The organism is Pseudoalteromonas sp. Isolate3 (genome assembly GCF_022398505.1).
Classification (GTDB): Bacteria; Pseudomonadota; Gammaproteobacteria; order Enterobacterales; family Alteromonadaceae; genus Pseudoalteromonas; species Pseudoalteromonas apostichopi.
On the sequence record NZ_JAKEVN010000080.1, the window covers coordinates 1 to 19,950 of the forward strand.

Here is a 19,950-nt window from a genome sequence, read left to right on the forward strand (position 1 = left end):
GACAATCAGCGCCCATATCGCGCTAAGAACATTTTCACGGTTTCACTAATCACTTTACTATCAGAGTCGCCAGCTTGACGTTCAAAGCCATACAGCAATGGATAAAAAATTAAGGACTTTAATTGATATACAAATTGTTTTGCAGCGAACTCAACATCATCAATACTTAAAGCCTGCGCTTGGTTTCCTGCTTCTAAAAACGACACAAGATCTTGCATGCAGCCCATGTTGTTACTAGCTAATGATTTAGCTAAATCAGGCTGTTTTAACATTTGCATGAAGGCTACTTTCGCCACTTTTAAAAACTCTTCAGAGGTTAGTAGCGCTACTTCTTGCTCGGCAATACAGGTTAACTGCTCTGCTATTGGCAAAGAAGCATCAAACACAACAGCTTGCTCTTGGCGTACTTTTTCAAACATAAACACAAGAATAGCCTGGAACAACACATCTTTATTTTCAAAGTGGTTATATACCGTACGCTTAGAGGCGCCCGCCAAGCTTGCAACCTGATCCATACTTGTATTCTCAACACCCTGCTGAAAAAATAATGTCTCTGCTGCATTCAAAATATCTAATCGCTTTCTCTGTGATAGTTTCATGTGCCCCTCCAATCAAGTTACTAGTGTACCGTAAAAACAAAAAATGCACTAGACAGTTTACTTTTACAACAAGCCACAAAAAACTACACAGGACATTTACTTATAATAAAAATTGAGATTTTCAAAAATGGTTAGCAATCGCCACTCTATCTTGATATAACCCAATTAACCCCTCAACAAAAAGCATACCAAGCGCAAGTATCATTCAGTACCCAGTCGTTGCCGAGGTTTTAGAACTCAAGATACCAAGATTAATAACACTTAATCGTTCACTTGATAGAGTAATACCAATTCGCTCATTAAGTGGTCTATTTTGAGGCAATAAACCCTCGTTGATAACAAGCCAAAAATTTCGTTATTTAGTTGTGATCGACAATTGCTCCTGCATGCTACCTTCTGCATCCATGCCGTCGTAAATAAGAAATTTTAACGCAGGTAGCGACAGGTTTAATCCCTCAAAATGATTAAGTATTATTGCGGACTGGTATAAAAGTGCATTATTACCCTTTCATCCTGAATAATTAGTTATTTGCAGACTCTTTCTGGACAGCCCCCCTTCTCGTCCCATATAGTGAAACCTTGTGCAATCAACCAGAAAAACTATGACAACTCACCTTAAATATGCAAGCTTGGCACTTGCAGTTGGTTTATTCGGCTGCTCTGAGCAACCAATATCTAGCGCTAATAAGCCAAGTGCTGAAAACCATGAAGCCGTTAACATTGCCAATGTGCGCTCACATATTAAAACACTTGCCTCTGATGAATTCTTAGGCCGTGGCCCTTTGACTGAAGGAGAAACGCTGACCATTAACTATTTAGCTGACGAGTATAAAAAACTCGGCTTAACAGGTAGTTATAATGGCGAGTTTTTACAGCCAGTTACTATGGCAAAACTCACCCCAGATCAAAACATGACCCTAAAAGTGGGTGATTTAAGCTTTAATGCTGGCAGTGATTTTACCGCCCGCACTCAGCAAATTAACCCTGAGATTAATATTGATGGTTCTGATGTTGTGTTTGTTGGCTATGGCATTAATGCACCAGAATATAACTGGGATGATTTTGCTGATATTGATGTCAAAGGCAAAACCATTATCGTACTTGTTAATGATCCAGGTTTTGCGACCCAAGACGAAGCACTTTTCACAGGTAATGCCATGACCTACTACGGCCGTTGGACTTACAAATATGAAGAAGGTGCACGACAAGGCGCAAAAGCGGTATTCATCGTTCACGAAACAGCTCCTGCGGCTTACCCTTGGAGCGTAGTTGAAAGCTCAAACACTGGCAGTAAATATACCTTAATCGACCAAGAGAAAAATGTTTCCGACATTCCTGTTATGGGTTGGATTGATGAGCAAGCTGCAAATGAAATCTTTGCTCAAGCCGGCCTTGATTATCAAACTGAAAAAGCCAATGCATTAAAAGCAGATTTTAAACCCGTAGATTTAAACGCTAAGGCAGAGCTGACACTGCAAAGTGATATCTCTCAAGCTCAGTCGCATAACGTTGTTGCAACCCTAAAAGGCAGCGAAACTCCTGATGAGTACATTGTAATTGGCGCACACTGGGACCACTTTGGTACGAAGCAAACTGATGACGGCGTAAAAATCTATAATGGTGCTGTAGATAATGCATCAGGTAGTGCAGCAACAGTGGAAATAGCCCGAATTCTTACCGAAATGCATAAGAACAAGCCATTCAAGCGCTCTATTATCTTTGCCAACTTTACGGCTGAAGAAACGGGGCTTATTGGTTCTCAGCAATTTGCGACTGGCGAAATTGTACCAACCAAACAAATGGTCGCGTTGCTTAATATTGATGGTATGAACGTGCTAGACGGCGTTGACTACATATTGCAATACGGTAAAGGTATGTCTGAGATGGAAGACTACCTTGCAGATGCCGCTAAAGCACAAGGTCGTCATGTAAAAATGGACCCTCGTCCTCAAAATGGTTTGTTCTTCCGCTCTGATCACTTCTCTCTAGCTAAACAAGGCGTTCCAAGCTTACTATTTATGAGCCTAGGCGATACAGATCCTGATTATATTGCTCATAAATATCATAAAGAAGCTGACGACTATTCAGCCGAGTGGTCTATGGGTGGTGTTGAGCAAGATATTGAACTGATCGTTGATATTGCAGCCAAGCTTGCTAATAACGGTGATTGGCCAAAATGGAAAGCCGAGTCTGACTTCAAAGCTCGCCGCTTACAAGACAAGCAATAGCCTTCGCTTAGATATAAAAAACCGAGCTATTAGCTCGGTTTTTTATTGATTAGTATTACTCACTTATCTTAGCTTTTAATGACTGTGCTTCTTCTTGCACTTCATCAGGGCCATTCGCTATCACATCTTCAATAGCTTGCAGTGCTGCATCAAAGTCGTCTATTTCGATATATGCCCTTGCTAGGTCCAGTTTAGCTGAGTAACCACCACTTTCGGCATCAACATCAGTTGGATTATCACCTGCAAGTAAGTCATTAAAATCACTCAATCCTACATCCATATCAACCTCGTCATAAGGTTCATGGTCTAGAGCTTCATCATCACTTTGTTCAAGTAATGAATCAATATCTACAAACTCATCAGCTGTAGCTTGTTGCGCTTGTTCATCTTGATCCTCTAAGGCCGCTACTGCAGGTTCAACTGTCTGTTGACTTTCACTCTGTAAGTCTTCATTTAATAGGGCATTAAAATCAACATCAAATTCACTGGCATCAGCAATATCAGCTTCATCTGGCTCTGCTAATTCATTTAACAGCGCATCAAAGTCTGTTTGAGTGAGATCAGCCATAAAATCATCATCGATTTCATCATCTGACAGCTCACTTAAATCAGCCTCGTCAGCTAAATTAGACTCGATATCAGCTAATGTTTGCTCAGCTTCTGCAGCATCATCAAGTTCAATATCGTCTAATTCGAATTCAGGGAAATCCTCTAATTCGTCTTGGCTTTCAGCAACCTCATCATCAATTGGCTCTTCGCTAGTTAACTCTGTTGTGCCTTCATTTTCTGATTGTTCCGGCAAGTCGCCCTCAGAATCAAGAACATCATCTTCTGTGAATTCATTATCAAGCAAGATGTCATCATCAAAATCATCGTCTAACTGACCAAGCTCATTACCCGTTGCTAATGAGTTAGCAAGGTCTTGCTCTGCCTGACTTAACTGTAATGGCTCATCTTCGTCTAACTGATTAGAAGTGTCTTCATCAGATTCATCTAATTCAAAACCTGCTTCATCTAGCTCAAGTTCTGGATACTCTTCCAACTCTTGGCTAGGAGTCACCGTATCTTGCTGTAATGGCTCTTCATCGGCAGTTAAATCAAATTCATCGGTTAGGTCTTCATCTGCAAGTGGATCATCGCCTAAATCAATTTCAACTTCTTCAATGTCTTGCTCTGGTTCATCTATTGACCAATCTGGTGCTTCGACATAATCATCTTCTTCACCAATTTCATTTAATAACTCATCAACGCTTTTCAGTGATGAATCATCAAATTCATCTAGACTATCATCTTCATCTAATAGCTCATCGCTATCTTCATTAAACTCTTGATTTAACGCCTCATCAATATCAACTTCGTCACTATCATCCGCGTCATCAACCAACTCAGAGGCAATCGATTCAACATTCAGGTCATCAACAGCTTGATCTGCATCGGCTAAATCTTCTAGCGACTCTTGTAGATTCTCATCATGCTCTGCACTGTCACTCTGTTCATGGCTTAAATCTGAGATCTGCGCTTCGGTGTCTTGCTTCAGCTCATTTGTTTGCTGAATAAGCTCTTCTAGCTCATCATCAACGTCAGAGTCCTGCTCATCACTGCTCTCTTCATCAAGCAAAGAGTCGATATCTGCTACATCTAGTTCATCATCTTGCGCAGCATTGTCATCAATATCTGAATCACTATCATCTGTTAACTCAGGTTCTTCTGACTCTGCATCAACTTCATCGAGTAATGAGTCGATGTCATCAGTATCAAACTCATCGCTTAAATCATCTGAAATAGGCTCTTCGGTAGGCTCTTCAGCGGATTCTTGTTCTGGCTCTTGTGCTTCATCTAATAATGAATCAATGTCGTCAACATCAAGAGCATCATCAAGCTCGTTTTCATCGATTAAATCGTCTGCACTAGGTTCTTCGATTAGCTCTTCAACAAGCTCTGCTTCAGGTTCTTGCTCTTCTTGTGCCTCATCTAATAATGAATCAATGTCGTCAACATCAAGAGCATCATCAAGCTCGTTTTCATCGATTAAATCGTCTGCACTAGGTTCTTCCGTTAGCTCTTCAACAAGCTCTGCTTCAGGTTCTTGCTCTTCTTGTGGCTCTAGATCGTCTTGTGCTTCATCTAATAACGCGTCAATATCGTCAACATCAAGAGCATCATCAAGCTCATTTTCATCGATTAAATCGTCTGCACTAGGTTCTTCGATTAGCTCTTCAACAAGCTCTGCTTCAGGTTCTTGCTCTTCTTGTGGCTCTAGATCGTCTTGTGCTTCATCTAATAACGAGTCAATATCGTCAACATCAAGAGCATCATCAAGCTCGTCTTCATCGATTAAATCATCTGTACTAGGTTCTTCGGTTAGCTCTTCAACAAGCTCTGCTTCAGGTTCTTGCTCTTCTTGTGGCTCTGGATCGTCTTGTGCTTCATCTAATAACGAGTCAATGTCATCAACATCCAGTGCATCATCAAGGTCATCGTTTTCTAATGCATCATTCGCTTCAGCTATTGGCTCTTCTGTTTGCGCTTCATCAATTAAGCTGTCGATATCAAGGTCATCTTCATCAATGAGTTCATCTGCACTTGCCTCTTCGACAGGCGCTTGTTCTTGATGAACTTCATCTAATAGCGAGTCAATGTCATCAACATCCAGTGCATCATCAAGGTCACCGTTTTCTAATGCATCATTCGCTTCAGCTATTGGCTCTTCTGTTTGCGCTTCATCAATTAAGCTGTCGATATCAAGATCATCTTCATCAATGAGTTCATCGGCACTTGTCTCTTCGACAGGCGCTTGTTCCTCTTGAACTTCATCTAATAGCGAGTCAATGTCATCAACATCCAGTGCATCATCAAGATCATCGTTTTCTAATGCATCATTCGCTTCAGCTGTTGGTTCTTCTGTTTGCGCTTCATCAATTAGGCTGTCGATATCAAGATCGTCTTCATCAATGAGTTCATCGGCACTTGTCTCTTCGACAGGAGCTTGTTCCTCTTGAACTTCATCTAATAGCGAGTCAATGTCATCAACATCCAGCGCATCATCAAGATCGTCGTTTTCTATTGCATCATTCGCTTCGGCTGCTGGCTCTTCTGTTTGCGCTTCATCAATTAGGCTGTCGATATCGAAATCATCTTCATCAATAAGTTCTGCTTCAACGTTAGTTGTTGCGGCATCATTATTTTCATCTAGTAAATCATCAATTTCGTCTAGGTTTACTTCTTGATTAGAATCTGTGTTATTTTGCTCATCAATTAAGCTATCAATGTCAAAATCATCTTCAGCGTCATCTTCTGCGAGCTCTTCACTAAGCGCTGCCATTTCATCATTCGCGTTATCTAACGAGTCATCTTCATCAGTATCAAATAAGTCGTCAATATCGTCAGCACTTAAAATATCACCAGATGAATCAGCTTGAGGCTGCCCACTATCAAGATCAATTTCATCACCCAAACTGTCGTCATCGGTTTGATCGAAATCTTGCTGCAAAAATGCATCTAAATCATCATCGTCAGCATTACTTGAAGACTCATCATTAAACTCGATGTCATCACTTAATAGCCCTTCTAGCTCATCTTGATTTAGAACACTGTCGTCTTCATCAAAGCTATCATCAATGCTGTCGTCAAAAATGATGTCATCATCTGGCAACATGTCTTGGTCTAAGTCATCATCTAAACGAACACTCAAGTCGTCATTTTCTTCAACCGGATCTGGAACTAGTGGATCATTTTCTACTATCGACTCTAACTCATCATCAGGATTATAACTTGGACTTTGTGGTAAAAATTCATCGTCGTCACTGGCATCAGTGTCATCACTAGAGTTGTTACGTTTTTTCAAAAACATCACAACGGCAGCAATGATTAGCAATGCAGGAATAAACATTAATGCACCGAGAACAAATGGGTTACTCAGTAAATCCGAAAAGTTGAACCCACTGTCCTCTTCAATCTTTTTTGCTTTTTGCTGCTCTATGATTTCATTTTGTTTAGTGATCAGTTCTTTCAGCTGCTTTTGAATTTCACTGTCTTGACCAAGTTGATCTCGAACGGTTTCAAGCTCTTTAGAGATACCTGTAAGTTGTTTTTTGAGCTTATTGTTCTCTGCTAAGATTTCTTCAACATTTTCAACCGACGATTTAAACTGCTTTTGTAACTCGACAAGCTGCGTGCCCTGTTCTGTTTTAATGGTGTTGATTTCTTGCTTAAGCTCTTGCTTTGCTTCGTCTACATCAACTTTACGGGCTTGGGTGACTTTCTTTTGTGATTCATTGATTTCAGCGGTAGTCAAAGTACCGTTTTTCTTCTTTTCCCATAGTTCATCATCTTGTTCAGAACGCGCTTTTGCTAGCGTCGGATTGACCGCACGCATTTCAGCAATAGTTGGGATTTTTAGATATGCGCCATCACGCATATGATTAAGGTTTTGGTCTAAAAATGATGATGGGTTTTTGTCATACAAAGCTTGCATGACCTGATAAATACTTACAGAGTTGTCAGGGCGAATTTTAGCGGCAATGCGCCATAATGTATCGGTCGGTTTAATTGGACCAATAGAGCGCCCCTGCGCACCGTAATCGACACCTTTAGGGCCTTTAAGTGTGGTGCCTTCATCAGAGTATGTCGGTGTTACCACCAATGCAGACGCTAATATGAAGAGTGTTGCTAAACCGCGCATGCTGATCCTTTATGTTTTAAATGTTAACACAGCAACCTTAGTTGCTTAAACATCAAGTAATTCTTGCAGAATTGATTCTTAATTATGTTTTCTTGCAAGCTCTATTCCAGCTGCAAACTATAACTTAGTTGCCTTGCAATATCTATTGCAACACCTTGATAGTAAATAGCTTAAATAATAGCGGCTGAGAGGCTTTTTTATTGTTATCGTTAAGTTTATACGCTTTTACAACGTATGCGGCAATAATTTGGCAGTGAATTCACAAAAAAAGCGGCAAATTGCCGCTTTTTCTCAAATTTAGCTCAGCCTAAATCATCAGTTTACAAGTAATTTGCGATTAGCTCTTCAGCAATCTGCACACTATTTGTTGCTGCACCTTTGCGCGTGTTATCACTAACAACCCACATATTTAAACCATGTGGATGCGAAATATCAGCACGTAAACGACCCACGTAAACCGTGTCATTACCACTGGCGTCTGACACCGCTGTTGGATAATCGGCTAAGTCTTCAATAAACTCTACACCTGGTGTATCGTTTAATAGCTGCTTAACATGTTCAATATCTACTGGCATACGCGTTTCAATATTAATCGCTTCACTGTGACCAAAGAACACGGGTACACGAACACAAGTAGGGTTAACCACAACACTGTTATCACCTAAGATTTTTTGTGTTTCGTTGACCATTTTCATTTCTTCGCGGGTATAACCGTTATCTTCAAAACTGTCGATTTGTGGGATCACGTTAAAGGCGATTTGTTTAGGGAAAACGGCATTATCCATTGGGCGTGCATTCATTAAGTTCGCTGTTTGTTTAGCTAGTTCATCAACCGCTTCTTTGCCCGCACCTGATACTGCTTGATAAGTTGATACGTTAATGCGGTCAATACCATAAGCGTCATAAATAGGCTTTAACGCCACCAACATTTGAATAGTTGAGCAGTTAGGGTTTGCAATGATGTTGCGGTTTCTGAAATCCGCTAAGCTTGATGCATTCACTTCGGGAATAATTAATGGTACGTCAAAGTCATTACGAAAGTGTGATGTATTATCAATCACCACACAGCCTGCGTCTGCCGCAATGGGTGCGTATTTTTCAGAGACACTACCGCCTGCTGAAAATAAACCAATGTGAGCTTGGCTAAAATCAAACTCTTCAACATCGATTACTTCAAGGCTTTCACCGCGAAATTGAATTTCTTCACCGGCACTACGGCTACTTGCGAGTAAAAATAATTGGTCTACCGGAAACTTACGATCTTCCAAAGTTTCGATAATTTGACGACCCACTAAACCTGTGGCACCTAATACGGCTACATTAAATTTTTGCGACATGTGTTTTCCTCTTTTGAATAAAGCAAATGACTTTATTCGTTAATTCTAAATCCCAGTGCAGCTAATGCGCCTTCACATGCACTGTTAGCAGCCACCGACAAAGTACTAAACTCTCGTCGTGGCGGGTAATTCTTACGCAAACTATCAAAGCCTTCGCTTGCTAATTTACTTCGTAAAATGCCATCGTCACGACGTACATCATAAATTAAGTGCACCAAGCGGCCGATATCGTCTTGGTTAAAGGTTTCACCTAATGTGACAGAATGACTAATTGGCTCTGGTAAAAAGTCGTCCAGAGATTTAAGTGCTGCGATACCTTCAAGCTCACATACTTTCTGATACAGCATTTGTGTACCGCGGGCCTTACCTTCGAGTGTATGCCCTGCAATATGCACGCTGGCATAACGCACATAATCAAGCAGAGGAGTCAGTATATTGGGTTCGTTTTCCCAAACATCAAGCACGCAATCTAATTTTGCGCCTTGTTTAAACAGTGCTAGCAATGCTTTGTTATCAATCACATCACCACGGCTTGCATTGATAATAGTCATTCCAGGCTTAAGTGCCTTTAAGCGCGTTTCGTCTAGCATGTGCAAGGTTTTATGTGGCCCTTGCTTAACCAGCGGCACATGAAAAGTTACGATATCAGCTTGAGCTAATAATGCGTCTAACTCAATATGCTCTGCCAACTCACCGGCTTCATGTTTTGGTGGATCGCATAGCAGCACATTCATACCAAGCAGGCTTAGCTTATCACGTAAACAGCTGCCTATGCTGCCAACGCCAACTATACCTATAGTTTTACCTTGTAATGAGCTGGAATTTTCTTGGCTCAAAGAATATAAACTGCTAATAACATATTCAGCGACTGCAACTGCATTACAACCTGGTGCACTACTAAATGCTATATTTCGCTCAGCGAGTAGTTCAGTATCAATGTGATCAACACCTATAGTTGCTGTGCCCACAAATTTTAATTTATCTGCTTGAGTTAATAAGCTTTTATCTACATTCGTAACAGAGCGGGTTAACAAAATATCGACCCCGACAAGCTGCTCTGGCTGTAGACTACGACCATCAAATCGCTCAACATCACCAAAATCGGCAAAGTACTGCTCAACCAATGGCATATTTTGATCTGCAAGAATTTTCATTTGTGTGTCCGAAAGGCAGAAAGTGGCGCTATTGTAGCGAATTTATCAGTATTCGGATAGGTAACAACTAAGACGATTTTGGGGTTATTTATGTGAAAAAGCCGAGCAATTGCTCGGCTTTAAGCAAATACTGGAGAGGTTTAACCTTTATATTTGCTCATTACTAGTGTGGCGTTAGTGCCACCGAAACCAAAGCTGTTAGACATTACATTGTTAAGTTCAACGTCTTTACGCTCAGTTACGATATTTAGACCTGCAGCTTGCTCATCTAGTTCATCAATGTTGATAGATGGAGCAACAAAGTTATGCTCAAGCATTAATAACGAGAAGATTGCTTCGTGAACACCTGCTGCACCTAAAGCGTGACCTGTCATCGCTTTGGTTGCACTGATCATTGGTGAATTACCACCAAATACTTCTTGAATAGCACCAAGCTCTTTAACGTCGCCAACAGGTGTTGAAGTACCGTGGGTATTTAAATAATCAATACCGCCTTCAAGACCTTGCATTGCTTGTTTCATACAACGAACTGCGCCTTCACCTGATGGAGCTACCATATCGTAGCCGTCAGATGTTGCACCGTAGCCTGTGATTTCTGCGTAAATATGCGCGCCACGAGCAAGTGCGTGCTCAAGCTCTTCAACAACAACGATACCGCCACCGCCAGAGATAACAAAACCGTCACGGTTTGCATCGTATGTACGTGATGCTTTCTCTGGTGTTTCATTGTACTTAGTAGACAATGCACCCATTGCATCGAATTCCATAGCGAGTGTCCAGTGAAGCTCTTCACCACCACCTGCAAAAATTACGTCTTGCTTACCTAGTTGAATTTGCTCAACCGCATGACCAATACAGTGTGCTGATGTCGCACACGCAGAACTTATTGAATAGTTAACACCTTTAATTTTGAATGGTGTTGCAAGACACGCTGAAGTCGTACTCGCCATAGTACGCGGTACCATGTATGGACCAACACGTTTTACGCCTTTTTCACGTAAAATATCAGCCGCTTCAACTTGCCATTTAGATGAACCACCACCTGAACCCACTAATAAACCAGTGCGCTCGTTTGAAACTTGCTCTTCACTAAGGCCTGCATCTGCAATTGCTTGAGACATTGAAATATAAGCGTATGCAGCAGCATCGCCCATAAAACGCATTGCTTTACGATCAACAAACTCTTTAACATCAATATCGATTTTGCCAGATACATTACTACGTAGGTTGTAGTCAGCAAATTCTTGGTTGAACGCAATACCACTACGGCCTTGTTTTAATGATTCTAATACTTCTTCTTTGTTGTTACCGATGCTTGAAACAACACCGATGCCCGTAATAACGGCTCTTCTCATGGGTAATTACCTTAGCTCTATACTAAATTGTGTTCTATTTTACGCTGAAATTACTTTCGAAGTGGTCAGCTTTCTAGCGTACACATGTACTCTGAATGTCTAGCTTATAAATAACGCCAGACTATTTCAAAGAAAACACGTAAAATAATGAAAAAAGTTTGTAGTTAATTAGTTAAACCATGATCAAAAACGCACATATTCATTTTAATCACCTTGGTACCCCTGTCGCCGATCAGTTTGACGATGTTTATTTCTCTAATGACGATGGCTTAGCCGAATCACATTATGTGTTCTATCAACAAAACCATATCCCGCAACGATTACAAAATCATGACCGTAACCACTTTACGATTGCTGAAACAGGCTTTGGTACGGGGCTTAACTTTTTAAATACTTGGCAACACTTTGCTGCTTACCTTGATAGGCAGCATGCAGAGCTAGAAGTTCAAAATCAACACGACCTTAGTGGTAAAAAAGCTGACAAAAAAAGTGTTAACCGCCTGCACTTTATCTCTTTTGAAAAGTTTCCTATTAAGCGTGATGATCTCGCCCAAGCACTCAAAGCCTGGCCTAATTTAAATGAATATAGTGAGCAACTGATTGCTCAATACCCTATTAATCTGGCAGGTTGTCATCGCCTTGAATTTGCAGGCGGCAAACTAATACTCGATCTTTATTTTGGTGACGTGCAAGACAGTATTGATACCATGGGCTACCCAAGCGAAGGGGTTGTTGATGCGTGGTATTTAGATGGCTTTGCACCAAGTAAAAACCCAGATATGTGGCAGCAAAGCTTATTCAACAAGATGCGAGCTATCTCAAGAGCAAACGCCACACTCGCCACTTTCACGGCCGCAGGCTTTGTAAGAAGAGGACTCATCGAAGCGGGCTTTAGCATGAGTAAAGCAAAAGGCTATGGCAAAAAGCGCGAAATGCTGATTGGCGAGCTCACCGAACCTAATGAGCAACAATCAGGGCCTGCGTATTTTGCTCATCAGCAAAGTGAACTGAGTAATGTAGCTGTTATCGGCGGCGGTATTGCCAGTGGCAGTGTACTGTATTCGCTGGCAAAAAGAGGCCTAAAAGCCACGCTTTTTTGCCAAGATGAAGCGCTTGCCATGGGCGCTTCACATAATGTGCAAGGAGCTGTTTATCCGCATCTACAAGCGAAGAATTCACCGCACAGTGAAATGTTTGCCCATAGCTTTTTATATGCGATGCGTCTTTACCAGCAATTACTTGATGATGGTTTTGACTACCCTCACCAGTGGTGTGGTGTATTGCAACATGCAGTTAAACAAGGTCTAGCAGATAAACATCAAAACCTTGCTGATAAAGAGCTTTGGCCAGCTGAATTAATGCGTAATGTAAGCGCTGAAGAAGGTGACGAAATTGCCGGCGTGGATACGGGTTATTCAGGTGTATTCTTTGCAAAAGGCGGCTGGGTAAATCCACCAGCTCTGGTTAAAGCACTATTTAATGCCGCAAACTCTTTAAGTGCGACTACCTATAATAAAATGGACAGTCACTTTAATTGCCATATTGAAAAGTTAGAAAAAACCGCTGATGGCTGGTTATTACACACTAAAGAGCAAACATTCGGACCATTTAGCGATGTAATTAACTGTGCTGGTGAACACAGCGATCAGTTCAGTCAAACTCGCGCTCTGCCCGTTGTGGGTGTGCGCGGCCAAGTCTCGCATGTGCAAGCAAGCGAGCAGTCAAAACGCCTAAAGACCGTGCTTTGCCATAAGGGCTATTTTACTCCTGAATATCAGGGTCATCATTGTATGGGCGCGACCTTTGAAAAAAACTCAAAAAGCCGTGAAGTTAAAGAGCAAGACAACCACACCAATCGCGAACAACTATTAAGTTTTTACACAGACAGCGAGTTTGCAACGACCTTAGGTGAGATAACAGCGGCAAAAGCAGCAGTAAGATGCACCTTCATCGACCATCTACCCATGGCTGGTGAGTGGGCTGAACAAAGTGATTATGTAAGCGCGTTTGCTAATCTTCGCTTAGGTAAGCGATATCAGTACCAAACTTTAACGAAACCTCTGCAAGGCTTGCATGTACTCACTGGCTTTGGTGCAAGAGGCCTGTGCAGTGCCCCTTTATGTGCAGAGCATTTAATTGCTTGTTTAAACAATGAACCAAGACCATTTAGCGAACGCGTGAGTCAAGCTATTCACCCCGCCCGCTTTATTGTACGCGACCTAATTCGTAATAAAATATAATGATTCGATGGGGCTTTAATTAGCCCCGTTATTTTTCTTGATTACAATTTCGTTTTTAGTTTCCCCTTTAAAAATAAATTCACACCCCAAGGTCTTTACTTACAAAGCAATTAGAAGGAGTTTGATATGAAGACCTTAATCATTGGTGCAACGGGTCAAATAGGTAAAATGACCACCGAAAAAATGCTGGCAAGTGGTCATGACGTGGTGGCTTTGGTTCGAGATAAAAGCAAGCTGAGCACGCTTGAAAGTAGTCATTTAACGATTGTCGAGCAAGACCTCGAAAACGATTTTAGTCGCGCCTTCGAAGGCGTTGAACAAGTTATTTTTAGTGCTGGCTCTGGTGGGTCAACGGGTGCAGATAAAACCTTACTGATTGATTTATGGGCTGCAGTAAAAGCGATTAATTATGGGGTTGATGCCAAAGTTAAGCACTTTATTATAGTCAGTTCAATTGGCGCTGACGCCCCAGATAATATCGAAAGCAGTATAAAACCGTATTTAGTGGCAAAACACATGGCTGATCAACATTTGATCAATAGCGAATTAAACTACAGCATAGTCAGACCCGGCACACTGAAAAATGATGCAGCAACGGGATTATTGACAACTACGCGACCTGCAACCCGCCAAGATGCGGTGATCAACCGTGAAGATGTAGCAGATACCCTGCTATACCTTGCTGAACATACACCGAAAAAACCACAAGTGTTTGAATTATTTAATGGTGATAAGTCAATCGACAGCCTACTGAACGATTGATACCAATTTGTTTAATTAAGTGGTCTATTTTGAGGCAAGAAAACCTTGTTGATAGCAAGGCAAAAATTTCGTTATTTAGTTGTTTAAATCAGAAATTTTTAACGCAGATAGCGACAGGTTTAATCCCTCAAAATGATTAAGTATTATTGCGGATTGGTATGAATACGTATGCATAAGAAATAAGATTGAGAAAGCGCGTAAAGCACTTTAGTTTATTGTTTACATAATAATAACAAAGGTGCTTTATGCGTCATTTTGCTTTTCTTTTTTGCTTTGCTTTTACATCGGCTTGTTATGCCGCACCGGTAAAAGTACAGAGCTACAGTGGCGATACCTCCCTTCCCCACAAATTATTGATCAGCGCCATTGAACGGGCTGGCTTAGATTATGTTCACCCTTACGAAACCAATAAAGATATCTCTAACGCGCGTATCCTAAACGATGTAAAAAACAACCAGCTTGATGTGATGTGGAGCATGACATCAACTCAGTTAGAGCAAGATTATCAGGCCGTTTATATTCCTTTGTTTCGTGGCTTACTTGGCATGCGAGTAGCAATTGTAAAAGCTCAAAACCGCGAGCTGTTTAGCTCGGTAAATAGCTTGCAAGATTTAAAACGCTTCACCGCTGGGCAAGGTAAAACTTGGCCAGATACTAAAATATTAAAAGCGAACCAATTGCCCGTTGTTACCACATTAAAATACCCTAACTTATTCCCTATGCTTGAAGGCGAACGTTTTGATTACTTCCCACGTGGTGTGAATGAGCCTTGGGATGAAATTGCCAACCACTCAGAACTTAACCTTACGGTTGAACCACACTTGGTAATTAAATACACCGCCCCTCTTTACTTTTTCGTCAACAAAAACAATCACACACTACACAAGCAATTAAATGATGCCCTAAAAGAGATGATTGAAGATGGCACATTTAACGCGATGTTTTTGGCAGACAGCCAAGTACAAACTGTTTTATCAAAAGCCAACTTAAGCTCGCGTCGCGTTATTGAGCTAGATAACCCAACGTTATCGTCGAACACACCCAATAAAAATAGCCCTTTGTGGTTTAACCCATTTCAATGAGCGCACAATGAAATCATTAAAATATAAAATGACCTTGGCACTGTCTTTGTGCCTTTTACTTAGCGTGATCTTCGTGATCAGCGCAAACTACCTACTTGCAAAATCGAATCAAACACAACAATGGCAAGAAGACATCACTGCCCTTAATGAGCAAATGCAGGTTATTTTAGCTGAACCGGTATTCTCTTATGACGAGCCGTTAATCAATCAGATTATTAAAGCCTTTTCGCAAAACAAACATGTACATAGCATTTCTGTGACAGATCATCGTAATAAGCCACTTGCCGCTATCACTAAGCAAAGCAATAACGCATCAGTTAGCAAAACTATTGATTTACACTATTTAGATAATTTAATTGGCCATATAAAAATTGGTTACTCACAACAAGCACTGCATAGCACCATTGCTGAGTCGACACGCACCATGTTTATTACCTTACTGGTCTCTTTTATCGCCTTGGGTGCGGTGATTATTTATATCGTGCGACTGTTAGTGATAAAACCTATCGATAGCGTAAACAGCCTTGTTGATGAAATTGTCAAAGGTGAAGGCGACCTTACAAAACGCATTAGCTATCAATCTAGTGATGAAATTGGCTATTTAGTTGATGGTTTCAATCGATTTATAGCGCAGGTGCAAGAAATCATCACTGAGTTAGGCAGCACAGCCAGCGAGCTTGAAATGATTGCCAGCACAGTAAACGAAGCCTCAGTGCGCTCTAAAAACGAAGCCGAGCTTGAATATAACCGCACAGATTCTGCAACCAATGCGCTTAGTCAGTTAAGTGAGGCAACCAAAGAAATTGCCCATGGAGCCAATCAGACTGCGCAGCAAACCACCGACGTACATCGCTTATGCCAGCAGGGCGAACAAAACATGAATGCCAATGGTAACATGGTGGATGAGTTAGCAGCACAGCTCGACCACACATCAAACGTAGTTAAACAACTAAACGCCAGCAGTAATGAAATTAGCCAAGTGCTCGATGTTATAAAAAGTATTGCTGAGCAAACCAATTTATTGGCTCTAAATGCTGCTATTGAAGCGGCTCGTGCTGGTGAATCTGGTCGTGGTTTTGCTGTGGTGGCCGATGAAGTAAGAGCGCTTGCTAGTAAAACCTATGATTCAACGTCTGAGATTGAGTCGATTATTATATCGCTACACAATAATACCTCTGACTGCGTAACAGCAACAGAGCAAAGTAAGTCACTCAGCGATAAAGTGAGCCAAGCGAATCAAAAAAGCCAAGCGGTATTTAAAGATATTGCTAAACAAATCAATACCATTAATCAAATGAACGAGAGCGTTGCAGCAAGTTCTGAAGAGCAAACCAGTGTTACCGCTGATATCTTAAATACCATGCAGCTTATTAACCAAGGCGCTAAGAGCCTATCGCAAGAAGCTCAGCACCTTGATAACACCATAGGCCAACTCAATGAATTAGAACATGGCATCGTTGCCAAACTGGGTTTGTTTAAATATTAAAAGCCATAATCCCCTGCCACGCGAGTTGCAGGGAAAGCACTGTTAACACTAAACGAAAAATCTTTTTAAATTTGTCTGACGAAATGCGGTGCAATAACTTAAGGCCAAGCCAAGTGCCTAATGCACCGCTCATTATCATGAGCATAACCAAAGGCAACCACTGCCAAAATGCAAACCCCACAGCCCCATATAAAATCGCTTTTAAGGTATGTTGCACTGTCATACAGCTTGAAAATGTGGCGGTAAATTTAAGCTTATTATAATTATTTACATATAAGCAGCTGCCAACCAAAGGCCCACTTGCTCCTACAAACATCGAGATAAACGTGGTCCAAAGCCCTGCAAGAACGCGCCATAACTTTGAGGTTTCTCTGAGCTTTGGCGTCACACCCCACAGTAAATAAAGCACAAAGGCAGCGACCACTATTTTCATTAATTCAAGCGGTATTGATGTGACAATCGTTGAGGCAACCAACGCCCCGATGACTCCCCCTAAAGAGAAGTACACAAACATCGACGTATCAATATGTTTAAACGTGAATAAAAAGCGATTTGCGTTCGAGCCTAATTGCACTAAACCATGCACAGGAATAACCAAACTCATAGGTAGTATTGATGCCATGATCACCAGCAGCATTAACCCACCACCTGCACCAAAAGCCGCTGAAATCATTGAAGTAAAGCCCGCAACTACAATGAGCATTATTGTGCTGATCGGACTTAATAAATCTCCACCCAAAAACTGCCAACTGATCAAATCCATTGTTCTGCTTTAAATAATCTGTTTAACCTAAAGCTACCATGACTAATCACTATTAGCGACAAATTGGAAAACCCTTTCGACTAAAAGACCATATCAACCAAAAGAGAAGTGCCCCTAAATTCACGACTGGTCAGACTTGTGGTTTATTTTGTCAAGGCGATGGTATATAACTATGCCCACGACACAATAAAATAAAGGCGTAGCATGACACTGATGAATGTAAGTACACAAGGATCTGTTGCTATTTTAACAATGACAACAGCTGAAAATCGCCACAATCCTGCTTTTGCAGAGGCTTTTTTAACTTGCCTTGACGAAATCGAAAGTAACCCTGAGCACAAAGCACTAGTGATCACTTCAAGCAGCGAAAAATCATGGAGTTTGGGCATAGATACTGATTGGCTTATGCCCGCATTAAAAACACAAAAATTTGCAGAAGTAAGTGGCTTTATGCATTCAATGGATGCTGTATTTAAACGCTTATTACTCTTCCCAATGCCAGTTATTGCAGCGATCAATGGCCACGCTTTTGGTAATGGTGCAATTTTATCGTGCGCTTGTGATTTTAGATTTATGCAAAGCGATCGCGGTTTTTTCTGCTTCCCCGAAGTTGACTTATCAATCCCGTTTTTACCGGGCATGCTCGCCTTTATTAAAAAAGCCATTCCAGACTATCGCTTTAACGAGATGATGCTAACAGGGCGCCGCGTTACCGCAGGCGAACTTGCCACTGATCATGTAATCGAACAAGCCTGCCCAGACAACGAAACTTTATTTAATACCGCCCTCGAATTTGCCAGCCAGTTCGATAAAAAACGTGCTATTTTCGCAGAGCACAAAAAGCGCCTACACAAACATATTATCGACACCATTGATATAGAAAACAAACCGATTATTGATGCTGTTCAGTTGGTTGTTTGAAATAAAAAAAATTATAAATCCATTCCCCTTCAGAGTTTGAATGGGGGTTGCCAAAGACCCTCACCTCTTCTCAATCTTATAATGGATATAAAAATCTAACTTTTCAATGGATTGGATACTTAAAAAACAGAATCAGAAATTTCTGAGTTACATAAATAGTCGTTAATTCTAAACTTCCAATTGAATATACAAACCTTAGCTATCATGAAGTATCGAAGCTGTTAGCTAGTTTCATTTACTCAAGGAGGAGTTATGGCACTTCATATTTTTAACTTTGATGGCACAGGCAATGAGCCAGAAGACATCCTACAAATCGTTAAAAAAGGCAAAAAAGAAGACGATAATATTACCAACATTTTGAAATTTCACTTCATGGCAGGTGGTAATCTTCAGGATGATGAGAATAAAGGTCTATCAATACACAGTAATGTCGATAACTGCTTTTATTACCAAGATTTTGGAACCTATAGCAACTGGTGCTCTTTGTTAATTAATCAGCGGATATCGCCTGAAAAAAAAGGCGATCAAGTTATTATCACTGGTTTTTCAAGAGGAGCAGCCTTAGCCCGCCGTTTTTGCTCAATAATTATTGAAAAATCCCCCTTATTAAATAAACATGCAACACCTTTTATCTATCTCGCAGCATTTGAAATAGTAATTAGCATTGGTTTGCCTAACTTAAGTAAAGCAGAACGCCCTGACTATGAAGTTGTTTTCGAAGATGGGCATACTATTTTAAAAATAATCAAACAAGCTACCAACCTCGTCTGCTTAGATGACAAACGTAAAGCATTACTGGAAACAAACATATTGTGCTAACTATAGAAGACTTAACTGAAGAGTAATTTTAAAGGGTTTAACTAACCTAAAGAATAATAGATTGAATATTCTTTAGGTTAGCGAAAAGTTAAAGTAATTTACTTCAAAAAAAGGAAAACATTTTGCAAAAGGTAATTTTTTTTGCATTTATTTTTGCTTCGGTCATTTTTGGCTATCAAGCCGTATTCATAGAAAGCAGAAATAAAAAAGACCAACAGGTATCTCTCAATATAAGTACGGAGTCAAAAATACCATTAAAAAAAGATTCTATTGGACCAAGGGGATGGACTCCAGCAAGAAAAGATGAAGCAGCTCACCTTATACAAGAGAAAAAGTGTTATACGTCGAAAGAATATAAGACTTTGAAGCATGTAAACGATATAGAAAGTTTTTATACAGATAACTTATTAGACCCTAGCTTTGTAGATCAAGCTTTAACTTTATTAAGTGAAGCTGAATTAGTGAGTTTGATTAATCAAAGTGAATCTCCTGAAGCAATGTATGTATTGGGAATGAATTATAT

14 protein-coding genes are annotated in these 19,950 nt (G+C 40.7%); 8 read left to right on the top strand and 6 right to left on the bottom strand.

Translation table 11 applies throughout. The features are described 5' to 3' along the window. Nucleotides 1-5: 5 nt before the first annotated feature. Nucleotides 6-599 (bottom strand): TetR/AcrR family transcriptional regulator, encoded by a 594-nt coding sequence (locus L1D46_RS14480; protein WP_167658327.1) that lies wholly within the window; start codon nt 597-599, stop codon nt 6-8. A 602-nt stretch (nt 600-1,201) separates the two neighbouring features. On the opposite strand from L1D46_RS14480, the gene L1D46_RS14485 reads away from it, so the two are divergent. Then, complete coding sequence (locus L1D46_RS14485) at nt 1,202-2,827, top strand: M28 family metallopeptidase (protein WP_167658328.1); 1,626 nt, start codon at nt 1,202-1,204, stop codon at nt 2,825-2,827. 55 nt (nt 2,828-2,882) lie between these two features. On the opposite strand, the gene L1D46_RS14490 is transcribed toward L1D46_RS14485, so the two are convergent. From L1D46_RS14490 to fabB, 4 genes are all read right to left on the bottom strand, one after another. Further along, complete coding sequence (locus L1D46_RS14490; protein ID WP_239977743.1) at nt 2,883-7,508, bottom strand: FimV/HubP family polar landmark protein; 4,626 nt, start codon at nt 7,506-7,508, stop codon at nt 2,883-2,885. 320 nt (nt 7,509-7,828) lie between these two features. After that, nucleotides 7,829-8,845, bottom strand: a complete 1,017-nt coding sequence (locus tag L1D46_RS14495) for an aspartate-semialdehyde dehydrogenase (RefSeq protein WP_167658330.1) — start codon at nt 8,843-8,845, stop codon at nt 7,829-7,831. Nucleotides 8,846-8,877: 32 nt separating this feature from the next. Further along, complete coding sequence (locus L1D46_RS14500; protein ID WP_130051151.1) at nt 8,878-9,999, bottom strand: 4-phosphoerythronate dehydrogenase; 1,122 nt, start codon at nt 9,997-9,999, stop codon at nt 8,878-8,880. Nucleotides 10,000-10,139: 140 nt separating this feature from the next. Continuing rightward, nucleotides 10,140-11,354, bottom strand: coding sequence for a beta-ketoacyl-ACP synthase I (fabB, locus tag L1D46_RS14505; RefSeq protein ID WP_130051150.1), 1,215 nt, complete (start codon nt 11,352-11,354; stop codon nt 10,140-10,142). 179 nt (nt 11,355-11,533) lie between these two features. On the opposite strand from fabB, the gene mnmC reads away from it, so the two are divergent. From mnmC to L1D46_RS14525, 4 genes are all read left to right on the top strand, one after another. Next, nucleotides 11,534-13,594 (top strand): bifunctional tRNA (5-methylaminomethyl-2-thiouridine)(34)-methyltransferase MnmD/FAD-dependent 5-carboxymethylaminomethyl-2-thiouridine(34) oxidoreductase MnmC, encoded by a 2,061-nt coding sequence (gene mnmC / locus L1D46_RS14510; RefSeq protein WP_239977744.1) that lies wholly within the window; start codon nt 11,534-11,536, stop codon nt 13,592-13,594. Nucleotides 13,595-13,720: 126 nt separating this feature from the next. After that, nucleotides 13,721-14,356, top strand: coding sequence for an SDR family oxidoreductase (locus tag L1D46_RS14515; protein WP_239977745.1), 636 nt, complete (start codon nt 13,721-13,723; stop codon nt 14,354-14,356). 245 nt (nt 14,357-14,601) lie between these two features. Then, nucleotides 14,602-15,438, top strand: coding sequence for a transporter substrate-binding domain-containing protein (locus L1D46_RS14520; protein ID WP_167658333.1), 837 nt, complete (start codon nt 14,602-14,604; stop codon nt 15,436-15,438). A 7-nt stretch (nt 15,439-15,445) separates the two neighbouring features. Further along, nucleotides 15,446-16,924: a methyl-accepting chemotaxis protein gene (locus tag L1D46_RS14525; protein WP_239977746.1), complete on the top strand. Its 1,479-nt coding sequence runs from the start codon at nt 15,446-15,448 to the stop codon at nt 16,922-16,924. Here the strand turns inward: L1D46_RS14525 and L1D46_RS14530 are convergent. After that, nucleotides 16,914-17,687 carry a sulfite exporter TauE/SafE family protein gene (locus L1D46_RS14530; protein ID WP_130051145.1) on the bottom strand — a complete coding sequence of 258 codons (774 nt, stop codon included), beginning with the start codon at nt 17,685-17,687 and terminating at the stop codon, nt 16,914-16,916. The genes L1D46_RS14525 and L1D46_RS14530 overlap by 11 nt on opposite strands. 204 nt (nt 17,688-17,891) lie before the next feature. Between L1D46_RS14530 and L1D46_RS14535 the strand changes: the two genes are divergently transcribed. The 3 genes from L1D46_RS14535 to L1D46_RS14545 form a co-directional block, all read left to right on the top strand. Beyond that, nucleotides 17,892-18,608, top strand: a complete 717-nt coding sequence (locus tag L1D46_RS14535; protein ID WP_239977747.1) for an enoyl-CoA hydratase/isomerase family protein — start codon at nt 17,892-17,894, stop codon at nt 18,606-18,608. 252 nt (nt 18,609-18,860) lie between these two features. Then, nucleotides 18,861-19,427 (top strand): DUF2235 domain-containing protein, encoded by a 567-nt coding sequence (locus L1D46_RS14540; RefSeq protein WP_178927178.1) that lies wholly within the window; start codon nt 18,861-18,863, stop codon nt 19,425-19,427. A gap of 122 nt (nt 19,428-19,549) precedes the next feature. Continuing rightward, the coding region (locus L1D46_RS14545) for a hypothetical protein (protein WP_239977748.1) at nt 19,550-19,950 on the top strand (401 nt) is incomplete at its 3' end.